Annotated in this window: 9 protein-coding genes and 1 pseudogene; 9 read left to right on the forward strand and 1 reads right to left on the reverse strand. The window is 32.2% G+C overall.

Features of this window, described 5'->3' with window-relative positions:
- Positions 1-463 precede the first annotated feature (463 nt).
- From MMB68_RS10400 to MMB68_RS10440, 9 genes and pseudogenes are all read left to right on the forward strand, one after another.
- Complete coding sequence (locus MMB68_RS10400; RefSeq protein ID WP_277548807.1) at positions 464-1,456, forward strand: YibE/F family protein; 993 nt, start codon at positions 464-466, stop codon at positions 1,454-1,456.
- Positions 1,453-2,217, forward strand: a complete 765-nt coding sequence (locus MMB68_RS10405; RefSeq protein WP_221782702.1) for a YibE/F family protein — start codon at positions 1,453-1,455, stop codon at positions 2,215-2,217. The genes MMB68_RS10400 and MMB68_RS10405 overlap by 4 nt, the downstream gene beginning before the upstream one ends.
- Positions 2,218-2,891: 674 nt before the next feature.
- Entirely contained in the window at positions 2,892-3,242 is a 351-nt protein-coding gene (locus MMB68_RS10410; RefSeq protein WP_013056623.1) for an ArsR/SmtB family transcription factor, read from the forward strand.
- Positions 3,243-3,257: 15 nt separating this feature from the next.
- Positions 3,258-4,556 carry an arsenic transporter gene (locus MMB68_RS10415; protein WP_115653665.1) on the forward strand — a complete coding sequence of 433 codons (1,299 nt, stop codon included), beginning with the start codon at positions 3,258-3,260 and terminating at the stop codon, positions 4,554-4,556.
- Between the two features lie 265 nt (positions 4,557-4,821).
- Positions 4,822-5,160 (forward strand): annotated as a pseudogene (locus tag MMB68_RS10420) (toprim domain-containing protein); the annotation flags it as partial.
- Between the two features lie 168 nt (positions 5,161-5,328).
- The gene (locus MMB68_RS10425; protein ID WP_277548809.1) at positions 5,329-6,684 is read left to right on the forward strand and encodes a tyrosine-type recombinase/integrase; all 1,356 of its coding nucleotides are present in this window, start codon (positions 5,329-5,331) and stop codon (positions 6,682-6,684) included.
- Entirely contained in the window at positions 6,677-9,079 is a 2,403-nt protein-coding gene (locus MMB68_RS10430) for a site-specific integrase (RefSeq protein ID WP_277548811.1), read from the forward strand. The genes MMB68_RS10425 and MMB68_RS10430 overlap by 8 nt, the downstream gene beginning before the upstream one ends.
- Positions 9,076-11,094: a hypothetical protein gene (locus MMB68_RS10435; protein ID WP_277548812.1), complete on the forward strand. Its 2,019-nt coding sequence runs from the start codon at positions 9,076-9,078 to the stop codon at positions 11,092-11,094. Before MMB68_RS10430 ends, MMB68_RS10435 begins: the two co-directional genes overlap by 4 nt.
- Entirely contained in the window at positions 11,079-11,618 is a 540-nt protein-coding gene (locus MMB68_RS10440) for a hypothetical protein (protein WP_277548814.1), read from the forward strand. Before MMB68_RS10435 ends, MMB68_RS10440 begins: the two co-directional genes overlap by 16 nt.
- Positions 11,619-11,885: 267 nt before the next feature.
- Here the strand turns inward: MMB68_RS10440 and MMB68_RS10445 are convergent, their stop codons facing one another.
- Positions 11,886-13,409, reverse strand: coding sequence for an HNH endonuclease (locus MMB68_RS10445; protein WP_277548816.1), 1,524 nt, complete (start codon positions 13,407-13,409; stop codon positions 11,886-11,888).
- Between the last annotated feature and the right edge of the window lie 109 nt (positions 13,410-13,518).

The following is a 13,518-nucleotide window of genomic DNA, read 5'->3' on the forward strand; positions in this document are numbered from 1 at the left end:
AGCGCAGGCAGTTTTCTATTTGTTTTTATATTCCTATGATTATATAAAATAGTTACAAAAAACTAGTGAAGTAGATAAATCGCTCTATGTTTTCACTATAATTTCATTTTTATCTGGTACAGTACGGAAGGGAAAACGGTAGGTTTGAGGGTCTTTTATACCTACAGTAGTCTTGCCGTATAGCACTCACAATAAACGAATGAAGAGACTGCAAAGGGAATTTAGATCTCTTTGCAGTCTCTTCATGTTGAAAAGCTCTGCGTTCAATTGATAACCAGAAAGGAAAGTATTTATGTCTACTTTGTATTCTCAGCACATAAGGAACCTTTTTTCGAAAGTAAAGTCCAATAAATCATCACGGAAACAAATCTTTCTCTATATACTAGGAATTTGCTGTTTGTGTATAGCGCTAATGGTAACAAACCACAATTATTCTCTTTATAAAAAACCAATAGCTGAGGTAGTGAAGACGAATGTTGTAGAAAAAAACAAATCTGCTGATTTAAATCATAATAAAGATACCGTATATTCTCAGGAAATTGTTGCTAAAATAATGAACGGAAAATATAAAGGAAGGCTTATCCATTTAGAGAATACGTACTCATACTCAGGTGCTTATGATCAAAAGTACACTGTTGGAACAGATCTTTTTGTGTCCTTAGAAAAGAATTCCCAGCATGCTTTAAGCGGCACGATTGAAGGAGTGAAGCGGGACACGCAGGTTACCGCTGTCGCGGGCTTATTTATACTGATTTTGCTGGCGATTGGAAAAAAACAAGGTTTTTATTCAATCATTAGCTTATTTATTAATATTGGACTTTTAATCGGGGCTCTCAATGTATATTTAGCACTAGGGAATGTGAGCTTGCTAGCTGTATGTATTGTTGCGGTCGTTCTTTTTACAGTTATTTCTTTATTATTAGTAAGCGGTAATCAAGAAAAAACGTATGTAGCAATTATTTCAACTTTAATAGGTACGTTTGTTGCTCTATTAATTGCGTACATCGTCATGCAGCTAACAGATTCGAACGGTCTTCATTATGAAGGAATGGAGTTTGTGACGATTCCTCCTCAAAAAATATTTATGAGTGAGGTACTAATAGGATCATTAGGAGCTGTGATGGATGTAGCGATTACGATTACTTCTTCTGTTTATGAACTATATGAAAAGAATAAAGAGATAGCGCACAAAGACTTACTGAAATCGGGCAAGGAAATTGGCGGAGACATCATGGGAGCCATGACGAATATTTTATTTTTTTCATATATAAGTGGAACAATTCCAATGGTTCTTCTTTATTTAAAAAACGGTTCTCCTTTAGGATACACGTTTTCAATGAATTTCTCGTTAGAGTTAATCCGTGCTCTTACTGGCAGCATTGGCATTGTGCTAACGATTCCAATTACACTCTATCTTTCGATTCTTTTTATTTTTAGGAAGGGGAACAGAAAGTGAACGTTTTACTGTTGCTAGCTCTTATTTTATTTATTCTGATGAGTATTGTAGGCGGAAAAAAAGGAATTAGATCTTTCCTTGCTTTGTTCTTGAATTTTGGCGTTATTTTTCTAACCATTCTCTTTATGCTGTCTATAAAAAATACGATTATTGTTACGGTGATCGCTTGTACAATCATTAGCTGCATTAATTTATTTTATATTAATAAATTCAATCATAAAACGCTTGCTGCGTTTGTTTCAACGATTATTACCTTAGCCGTTTTAGTACTCTTTATTTTTGTCATTGAACATCATGCCATGATTCAAGGGTTTGGAGAAGAACAAGAAGAAGAAATTAACGCTTTTTCACTTTACGTTGGAATCGACTTTGCTAAAATAGCCATTTGTACAATTATTATGGGAGCCATAGGAGCGATCATTGATATTTCGCTATCTATTTCATCTTCTATGAATGAATTATTTATTCATGATCCGTCCGTAACTAAAAAAAATCTCTTTAATTCAGGACTGAAAATTGGAAGAGATATTTTAGGCACCACAACCAATACACTGTATTTTGCATTTGTAGGGGGATATTTGACTTTAATTATATGGTTTAAGAGATTGTCGTATTCGTTTGGAGATATTATCAATTCAAAAACCTTTTGTGCAGAAGTCATTTCTATCTTAAGCGGAGGTATTGGTGTAGCCATTATTATTCCAATTACTTCTTGGATTAGTGCCTCTATTTTTTTACAAAAAAGAGAAAAAGCGAAGTAAGTTCTGAAATAAGCGGATTAATTAAAAAGAGGCCGGGACATAACTAAATGAATCCAACCTAAAGATGAACAAATGAGATACATGAGCTGAACCGCTTATGACACCGCAGTTGATTTCCGTGCAAGGCTTCGCTTTCCGCGGGTGGGCGATGAGCGTCCTCGTCGCTTGCGCTCCTACGGGGTCTCATCTGTCCCGCTTTTCCCGCAGGAGTCTTGGCCTTGCCCTTCAATCAACTGCTAGAAGGAACGAACCAGATGAAGCAGTATTCACCATAACCAAAAAAACGAACCACTCATCGAACATGTTGATCAATGGTTCGTTTTTTACTTGGGCTAAAATACTTTGTCCCAGCCTCTTTTTGTGACAAAGTTTAAATGAAAAGACAGCTTAACGAGAATTAACGAGAATTCATGAATTTCAAAAAGATAAGACAGGAAAAAGGACAGTTGGGGGAGCTGCCAGGATGAATCTTATGATAAAAATTGTCAACTATATAAATTACATCTATTAAAAAACAGCCTAAGAATCAGACCTAGTTATTATTCTTCATAGTTCATCCATTGCATTTTGCTAGAAGAGTTGTAAATAATATATAAATCAATTATAGTAATGAAGCATTAATACATAAGCCCATTATTATACATCAGCTGAAAGGGAGTAGGAGGTGTTCATTAATGAGTACAAAATCTATAGATAGTATTGAAAAGGCAGCCCAAATCTTAAAATTGTTGGGGGATAAAACAAGGCTTTCGATGGTGAAATTAATAGAGAACAATGAATGCTGTGTGTGTGAGTTCGTGGATATCTATCAAGCTAGCCAACCTTCAATTAGTCAGCATTTACGAAAATTAAGAGATGCTGAGCTTGTGAAGGAAAGAAGAAAAGGGCAATGGGTTTTTTATTCTCTTAATAAAGAAAGCCAGTACTATGAGTTTGTTCTAGGTATACTTGAATCTGTACCAAGTCAGGACGAACGTTTAAAAGAGCTAGAAAAACAAGGACTGCGTATTAGTTGTTGTGAATAATTGGAGGTTTAAACAGTGGCATCGGTTGTACTAGCATCATTGATTTTTTTAGTAACACTAATTTTTGTCATTTGGCAGCCGAAGAATTTATCAATCGGCTGGTCGGCTTGCGGGGGAGCTATCCTTGCTTTACTGGCAGGCGTTGTTGATTTTCAAGACGTTCTTGAGGTAACCAGCATTGTGTGGAATGCGACTCTTACGTTTATTGCTATTATTATTATTTCTTTAATTTTAGATGAAATTGGTTTCTTTGAATGGGCAGCGCTTCATATGGCTAGAGCTGCAGGAGGGAATGGCGTGCGTATGTTTGTCTACGTATCTCTTCTTGGAGCCGTTGTAGCAGCGCTATTTGCTAATGACGGAGCAGCGTTGATTTTAACACCCATTGTTTTAGCCATGGTTCGGGCATTAAAGTTCGACGAAAAAATGGTTTTTCCGTTTATTATCGCAAGTGGATTTATTGCGGATACAACTTCGCTGCCGCTTGTTGTTAGTAACTTAGTGAATATCGTATCGGCCGACTTCTTTGGTATTAGCTTTTCTGAATTTGCATCCCGCATGATTGTTCCAGATTTGGTTTCTCTGTTTGCAAGTATTATGGTCTTGTATGTGTATTTCCGCAAAAGAATCCCTAAGAAATACAATGTAGCAGATTTGCAGAAGCCAGTGGATGCCATCAAAGATGAAAAGATGTTCCGGCTATCTGGAATTGTCTTAGTTTTGTTAGTACTAGGCTATTTAATTGGAGAATTCTTTAGCGTCCCTGTTTCGATCATCGCAGGTATTATCGCTATCCTATTTTTGATGATGGCAAAAAAAAGCCGAGCGGTTCATACAAAAAAAGTGCTAAAGGGAGCTCCATGGGCGATTGTCTTTTTCTCTATCGGCATGTATGTCGTTGTATACGGCTTGCGTAATGCTGGTTTAACAGAAATTCTGGCTGACGTGATCCAAGCAACAGCCAGCCATGGACTGTTTGCAGCAACAATTGGTATGGGATTCACTGCGGCTATTCTTTCATCGATTATGAACAATATGCCAACCGTTATGATTGATGCACTGGCAATCGATGCAACACACGCAGCCGGAACGATCAAGGAAGCGCTCATTTATGCAAATGTTATTGGATCAGATTTAGGCCCGAAGATTACTCCGATTGGCTCTTTAGCGACGCTTTTATGGCTTCATGTTCTGTCAACAAAAGGCGTGAAAATTTCCTGGGGAACGTATCTTAAAACGGGTATTATTTTAACGATTCCGACATTGTTTATTACGCTTGTTGGTTTGTATATTTGGTTGGTGATTATTTCATAACGCGTGTTAAAGGAGATTTGTTTTAGTCGATATGATAATCGCTGTTATCAGAAAATTTCAGATGTGTATCGAAGCTGTAGAAAATAATCTACAGCTTTTTTTTTGAAAAGGTATAACGGACACTGACACATTTTTAAAATGAGATACGTATTTCTCATCTAAGCTACTTTTTTCCCCATTCATACTCCAACAGCTCTTTCTATGATAAAATAATAAAACTGACTAAGTTTCACATGGAAATTTGAAATGTAAGGTGATTAAATACATGAAGTTAATTATTGCAGAAAAGCCGGATCAAGGATCGACGCTCGCTTCACAGTTTAAGCCGAAGCGTCACGACGGCTATTTAGAGATTCCACCGAATGAAGTGTTTACAGACGGAGCATATGTAACGTGGGCAGTGGGGCATTTATGTCAGCTTGTAAGTCCGGAAGATTATAAGCCGGAGTGGAAAAAGTGGTCAATTGACACGCTGCCGATGATTCCAGACCGTTTTCAATATGAAGTGACGCGCTCAAAAGCGAAGCAGTTTCAAGTGGTAAAAAAGCTGCTTAAAAAGCCGACGGTCACAGAAATTATACATGCGGGAGATGCGGGGCGGGAAGATATACTAACTTGAGGGATTGTGAATTGAGTAAATTCATAGTCCCTCTTTTTTTGTATATAAAATACATATACTTACTTAAATATTTGTGTAAAATACATTGAGTTTCATAACAATAGTGATATAATTAAGAAAATTTAAATAATTAAGATAAGGGGGCGGTGTTCTATGAAAATAGTCAGAGAAAACGATAATAACTATGGCTTTACTTATGAAATATACAGGGATGGTCAACTGGTAGATGAAATAGATATTAGAAAAATAAGTAAACTACATAAAGGACGGAGATACATATTTTTATTAGATTCAAACCGTAAAGTTATAGAAAAAGTATTCGATTATTTGAATGGTGAGGATGAAGAATTAAGTATTAATTCAAGAGAGCAGCACTCTACAGCGCTAAAGTTATTGTATTCTTTCTCAAGAATAATTAATAAAGATATTGAATGTTTTTCTCGTGTCGATATTAGTAATTTATCTAGGTTCATCTTGGGGTTGAGCTCAGAAGGGAATTATAGTAGATGGGAATTGAAAACGTCTAGAGCTATCTCAACACACCAAAGATATTTTGAGGTATTTAGGAGTTTTCTGAAAAAAATGGACATTAATAATTCCATATTCTTTGAAAAATCACAAGTAAAGGTTGAGAAAAATGGTTATGGGATGATGGAACACGCGAAAAAAATAACAGTGGAGAGGTATAAAACAAGTGTGGATAGACACTCGAACCCTCGTAAAAATGTGCCTAAATATATATCTGTAGAAGAGTATAGAAGAATTATAAATTATATTAATGATGTAGAAGAGGGCACGGATTTCATAAACAGAAACCTTCTAATCATCGACTTGATGTTTACTCAGGGGATGCGTTTAGGAGAAGTATTAGGTTTAACTTTGGAGGATATACATTCACACCCTGAGAATAGGGGTGCTAGTATATTAAAGCTTAGAAATAGGATGACTGATCGACCTTACCAATCTGCGAAGGGAGCTTTCAAACCCAAAAGTAAAAGTGTCTATACAACAACTTTTTATCAAGAATCTTATCAACAGATTGTTCTTCCGGAATTAATTACCCAGCGCTTAAAAGCTTATATAAATGAGTCAAGAAATATATTTGAGAAATCTGAGAAGTACCTAGACAATACTATTTCCTACGCAAATGGAGATTCTGTAGAAAATGAGGACATACCAAATTATTATATATTTTTGAATAAAAATGGAAGTCCGTTGTCCGCGAGTGGATGGAGCAAGTATTTGAAAAATCTTTTTGTTGAATTAGAAATACCAATAGACAAGGGAAATAAGCGTCATAACTTAAGCCATAGATTCAGACACGGTTATGCTATGTTTTTAATAAAAGACTTGAAAAAGGATGTTACCGAGGTACAGAAGTTGATGAGGCATAAATCTTTAGCATCTACTATGATGTACTTTAATCCTACAGAAGAGGAGATTTTAAAATCTACTGAAAAGATACAAGTTGAGTTAATAAGAAAAGTTACGGAGGGCCAAAATGAATAGTGGGTGGCGTTTATTAGTTGAATTTGAACCTCTTATATACAAGATAATTGAAGAACGTGTTAAAGACCCAATGGTACAAATATTAATTAAAAAGCTTTATGCAGATCAATTTGAAAAGAAAATGATCTATAGATATGATATCGTGATGTTCGTATTATTCATACTTAATATTTCTAATAAAAGTATTAAAGATTTTACCTGGGAACAATTATGTGAATTACACCACACCCAATTAGTTACTCAGTTGAAAAATGAAGCAATATTAAAAGAAAGTAAATTAAAAAATGAATCTTTAAAAATAGTTAAAGGTATTGTAGAAAATAAACTGGCTTATGGTTTTAAATTTTATAAAAATTTAATTAATCATTTTTATATATTAATGGTTAAAACAAATGAATTAAATAATGTTGATAATATTATACAAATTAATGAGTATAAACATCTGTTGGTAAATACTGTAAGAGTCTACTTATTACAAATGAATGGTAATGAGAAAACTCGAGAATTACACAAAACAATCTACACCAACTTTCCACTTGATACAAAATTTGAATATATGATTCAGGGTTCTTCCGGTGTATATAACCTTAATATAAGAACAGACCATAAAATTATCAAACTAGTGCTAGAAGATTTTTTTCAAAGTTTTCCGAAAACAGGCCTCTATGGAGAAAATCCAGATTTAAAGGAGCACAAAATTTTTTCATATTACTTTATAGATAGTGTTGGATCAACCTCTATTAAGTCTGTTAAGGACTTTAATGAAGAACTATTCTTTAAACAGCTTCAATTTTTCGAATGCATAGGTAATACTTTAGTTGGAGAAATGCCTAAAGTTGACAGAGGTAAGGGCGTTAAGCAATTATTACTTCATTTTTATAGGTATCTTACTTATAAGTGTAGAAAAGAACTTGGAGAGCAATTGTTCTCTAAACCATTAGAAATTGCTATAAGCTCTAAGTCTTTCTTTAAGCTATATAAGGAGAAGTATACTCCTATGTTCTATAGCAAACAAGAAGATATTCCTAAAGTAGATAAATTTTGTATATTACCTTCAAACGATCGAGAGCGTAGCACTGACGCAAGCAATAAAGGTTGGATTTATGTGGATGTTACTAGCGTATCTGAGGTATATAAAGAAGATCTTCTTAACTTTTTATGGTATGCAAACGGATATATAACAACTAAAGTAAGGCAAGTATCATATATAAAAGTTTGTTTAAATTTGAAAAAAGAATATTATCGAAATATCAAAGCAATTAACCAGAAGAAGGAAGAGTTTAGTGAAGAATTTGTAATTTATATTAGAAGTTATTTTGAAAATATGTACTCAAATAAGGCGACATTAAAGTCTTGCTTAAAATCAATAAGAAAATATTTAGATTTTCATAAAGAGAAATATAATATTTCAAATACTGTAATGAATATTCTTACATTAAAAGGTCTGGAAGAAGGTAAAGGAGCAAATCCGATGACAGATAGAGACTTAAAAACTTTCTATCAAGGTTTTAAGGAAATGGAGAAGAATCAATTAAACGGAGAGTTATATACAATCGTTTTCGAACTATTTATATACAGCAATCTCAGAATAGGAGAGATATTGAATCTTGAGAGAGACTGTCTCGACCCTAGCAAAACCAAAGATGTAATCGAGCTTAAACGCCTATTAAAAACAAGTAACGGAGAATATGTTTATACAAGAATTTCAAAACAAATAATTGCATTAATAAAAAGGGCAATTGAATTAACTAACTCATTTGTAGATGATGGAATTTATGGGAAATATATATTTATAGCTCCGTATAAAAGAAGGATAAGAAAAGAAAACATAAGATTGGATTTCTATACTTACTTTAACAAAGTCCAAAATGCTAAGAGGGGAATATTGGAAAAAAAGTATTCACCTTATAGCTTGAGACATACCTTCATTAGTAATGTCTATAAAGAAGGTATAAGTAATGGGTTAACTATTCCTGAAATAGCTAAAATTACAGGAAATAGCTACAAGACTGCAAATAAACATTACAGAATGTTTAACGAAATTGATATGTACGTAGAAGCTATGGCAAAAGTAACGATAGCAGAAGTGACTGTTAATGGTGAAATACTAGCTAAAGAAAAACCAGTAGAAACAAAGCAAATCGTTAAATCAGGACTAGGAAATTGTAAAGAGAACAGTTGCTCTTACGAAGATGTTGGTGAGTGTTTGCATTGTGAACATTTTGTCACATACCTTAATCGTATTCCAGCATTTGAGAAGTTATTATCGAAGAACAATGAGGAATTAAATACAGCATATGATGATTTAAGAATTCAAGAAATTAATGTGGAAAAAAAGTTGATAGCGAAATATTTAGCAGATATGTATAGAATGAAGGCGGGCATTCAGGAATGACAGAAAAAATATATGAATTTTCAAATAATTTGATAAGCGAAATTTTAAATGCAAAAAAAGAAATTGCATTAAAAGATTATAAAGTGGATTTTTATATTCATCATAATATAAAATTTAGTGATGATAAATGGAATCTTGAACATTGTAATACTAACAATAGGAGTCCACAGTTTTATAGATATGACTTTGCTAGAGCCCCCATCTCTTACAAAGATTCTATCAAGTTATTAACCCTAGAAGAACTTGTGATAAAAAAAAATAAGTTTAGTAGTGTAAAACAAACGGCTACTAATGCAATTCACATATCCAGATGGCTATATAGTAATGGTTGCACAGATCCAAGGCTAATACAATATGACGATGTAAAAAGGTATATTGATTTAGTGCAACAAAAGAACAAGCCATCTCGTACTGAAAAAAAAGCTATTTACTTCAAAAAGCTCTTGTATGTCATTCAAGAAACAGCAGCAACTACCCGTTATGTTAAGTCTATATCATACTTAAAGGAAGTCCAACATTATAGTCAGTTGCAAACACCCACATCTTCAACCAACGAATATATACCAGACAAATTTTTAAATCAGCTAATATCATTAGCTGTAAAAGATATTGATAATAAAGACTTGTCAGTAGACTCTAAAATTTTTTCTTGTTTGTTAATTATTTTAGGTGAAACGGGGATGAGGGCAGAAGAGCTAAGTTTATTAAAAACCAATAGCCTAGATAGTATTAAAATCAACAAAGGTAGTGCCAATTATTTAATATTTAATACTTTTAAAACTACTAGAGGGACCAGTGAAGCTACAGAAACATACACTTATATGAGTTCACTAGCAACAAAAGCTTATCAGAAAGCAGAATTATTTGTAGAAGAAATTTTAAAACAACACAGTGTATATAAAACCTCAAAAAAGAATTCGCGAAAAAGAAAGGCCCTTGTAACAAATGAAAATTTTAGTTATTCAGCTGCTAGCAAGTTAGATAAACCTCAAAAAAGTTTTATCTTTATTTCATCCATAACAGGAGAACTTAGGAAGGGAACAAGCGTATTAAGAGAACATTTTCAAAGGTTTTTAATTAGGCACTATGAAGAGATTGATTTAAGTATCTTATCCCAAAAGGAAAGAGAATTAATCAATTTTTTTGAAATCAAAGCATTTAGTAAATATAAAAAGATGTTTACTGTAGATAAAAGAGAAGAGATGTCTTTTGAAAAGGTAAAGAATATCAAATACCCACACGTTAATCTTCATAGATTTAGGGTGACAGTTTGTACAAAGCTTTTCCTGCAAAAAGTTCACTTAGATTATATCGTTAAGCATATGAACCACCTCTCAGAAGATATGACTGTATATTATAACAAGAGCCATACATTTAAAAATGAATTAGAAGAAAATATGAAAATCCTTTCTTTTATGACAAATGAACAGGGGCTATTGGAGACAGATCCCAAGCAAATAAGTGATGTATTTATAAAATCTGAAGTTCAAAATCAGGAAATTACTGATAAGATAAAGAAAATTAATCAGTTTCTTGAACAGAATAAATTAAATATATTGAATGATACAAAAAAGATTTTCAAAATGATGTTAAAGACGAATTCTACAATTGCAGAGAATGAATTTGGAATGTGTATGAAGAGTTTAATTCACGGATTATGTGAAAGAAAAAAATATTTTAGTACAATGTCTGATAACTATTTTATCGGTATTCAACTAGAAAATTATAAATTCCTTAATCTTAATTATGAACGCTTCAAACAAAAGCTAGAAGTTGTTAATCATAATCGAATGATAGCTGAAAAAGATAATCGTTATATAAACGAATTTCAACGAGAGGAAAATGCTCTAAAAGGATTTATTAACAAGACATTGAAAAAAGAAATAGAACTTCTTAGAAATGATTTAGATTTATATGGTAGAGTGAATGTTTGTAAACAGTATCCCTATCTTTCAGAATTTGTAGATAATCTTAATTTAATTGAAAGAGAGATGGAACAATGGATTCTCAAATAACCGAAGTAGTTGCTAAAAAGTTAGAAGAGTTTGGGTTACCAGACTTAAATAACATTCCACAAAAAAGTATTAATCGTTTGGTTAGTGTAGAAACTTATTTACAAAGAGCTCGAAGTGAACAAAATTCACTAATTAAGGAGTTAAAAGAGAAGAAAATAACTAAGGTATCAATTGTTAGTGCTCAAGAAGTCAATATTTCTAGAAAAACATTGTATAACGATCAAATATTAAAAGAATATATAGATAAGTCGATTCAAAATGAAAGTGAAATTTTTAATGAAGATGAAATAAGCAAGCTAAAGTTACAAGTTAAAGAGTTAACAGAAGAATATGAAAAGCTTTTAAATAATGTTATTGACCATCACTTACTAAGAATGGAGAATAGAGGATTACAGCAAGAGCTAAATGATAAATACGAAGAAATCAAAACGTGGAAAGAAATAGATATGGAAAAAGAAAATAAAATTCGTGTTTTAACATCACAAGTCAGGAAGAGTAACTTATTGGAATTTAAAAGCGAATAATTAATAAATTAATTTATCTTTGAAAAGATAGATGACTTGATTAATAGCTATGTTAAATAGCTCTGTTGATAAAAATGTTTTAGTGTATTCGAAAAGCTGTTTAAAGTTATAAACGGGCTATTTAAGATATAGGCGCAATTATTAATTTTATGAGAAGGCGGAACACCTATCAGAAAAAGAGAAATACACTTTAAGACAAAATTTTTTTGTGCAAATGAAGCAGTTTAATAAAAAGAACCTTATTGCATAAGGTTCTTTTTAAGTTAGTTAATATTTATTTATTGTTATTTTTCTATGTGTCTTGCTCTTTTTCTCTTCAAATAGCTGCCAAGTATATTCAAGATACTTTTTGTTTAAATGGTGTCCTTTATGCATAGTAAGGCTTGATAAATGGTATCTTTCCTCTTCACCGAAAATACAATGAACTTTTTCAGTATCAGGATGAATAGCATAATACAGATCATCAAATTGAGTATGGCAGTTTGGGCATAGAACAATCATATTATGACTATTATCGTCGCCTCTATGAATCCTATTATATGGTTTAATATGATGTCCTTCAGAGACATAATCTCCATTCGATTTTCTTAATTTATGATTACATAGTTGGCACTTATCTTCGTACAAGTCCTTTAGTTGCCTTGAAATTCTACTATCTCGTACCATTCTTTGGATAGAAACTTTGTTTTGCTCAAGGTTTCTTTCGTTATTCATATCGTAATCTCCTATGTCATTTTCATTTATATCATTAGTTTCTGAGTAAGCTCCTTTTATAACATCTTCTTTGTTTTGTTTAGTACTCTTTTTATTAGGTAATATATCTTCAATACTGTATCTTTCTATAATGTTATTTTGATTCCTAGCTCTAACAATTGATACGTACTCGTTAAAAGCATATTCTAATGCACTATTATTCATTTCTTGTTCTAGTAGCATTTGATAAAGGCCCTGGCCATCTGTTGATAAAAGAATATATAGCATCATACTGCGCATAAGCATTTCTGAGTGAATTCCTTTATTTCCAAATAATAATGCATTGCTCCTTCTGTGTAGACATCTAAATAATCTATTGATTTTTTCATTATCTAGAGGACCAATGATATCTCCATCCCTATTCGACATTATTAAAAGTTCTGTACCATCAAATTCTAAAGAGCCGCGATAGGGAAGATATTCTTGTATATAATCTAGTGTAATTTGATTCAAAGATAGCCATTCTACTAATTCAGATTCAGGATTATTAGCTTTTCTAACATTTTTTATTCGCTTATTTTCTAAGTCAATATCAGATAATTCTAGTTTTATAATATCTTTTTGTTTAAACATATAAAAGAAAGATAGAGCGCAATATAGAGGTATAGTTTTTTCTTCATACTCGTGTTTAAACTCTAATCGATCACTAAATAACCTTCTTATCTCATTAGGAGTTAAAAATTCAATTTTATCATCTCTGTCTGGATTTTCTGGGACATAAGTTTGAGTTGCTTTTATGTTACTTTCAAGTTGAAAATATTTATTTTCATCTATCAGTTTCTCATCACGCAAAAATTCTAGAAATTTTATTAAGCTAGGTCGAACATTGTTTGATTTTCTTGTTATTAAAGATAATTTTTCAGTACTGAAAATTGCGTCATAGTCATCAACAGAACATTTATTTATTACATAACTTTGAAAATAATCATCAAGAATAACTTTATATCTAGAAATTGTGCTGAGTTGCAGTTTAAGGTGTTCTGTTGCATATTCTATAAAGCCATCTAATAATAGTTGGTACTCTTCAGAATCAAACATTATACCCAACCTCCAAATTAATTAATAGTATAATTATACCTACAAATACTATTAATTACAGGTATTTTTTACTGTTTTCATATCAAAAGATCTAGGTGGGCTTTTAAAT

Source organism: Priestia sp. Y58 (assembly GCF_029522095.1).
GTDB lineage: Bacteria > Bacillota > Bacilli > Bacillales > Bacillaceae_H > Priestia > Priestia megaterium_E.

Bases quoted from the DNA above. Each gene is read 5' to 3' on its own strand.
- MMB68_RS10410 (WP_013056623.1), top strand. From the start codon at position 2,892: ATGAGTACAAAATCTATAGATAGTATTGAAAAGGCAGCCCAAATCTTA.
- MMB68_RS10425 (WP_277548809.1), top strand. From the start codon at position 5,329: ATGAAAATAGTCAGAGAAAACGATAATAACTATGGCTTTACTTATGAA.
- MMB68_RS10430 (WP_277548811.1), top strand. From the start codon at position 6,677: ATGAATAGTGGGTGGCGTTTATTAGTTGAATTTGAACCTCTTATATAC.
- MMB68_RS10435 (WP_277548812.1), top strand. From the start codon at position 9,076: ATGACAGAAAAAATATATGAATTTTCAAATAATTTGATAAGCGAAATT.
- MMB68_RS10440 (WP_277548814.1), top strand. From the start codon at position 11,079: ATGGATTCTCAAATAACCGAAGTAGTTGCTAAAAAGTTAGAAGAGTTT.
- MMB68_RS10445 (WP_277548816.1), bottom strand. From the start codon at position 13,409: ATGTTTGATTCTGAAGAGTACCAACTATTATTAGATGGCTTTATAGAA.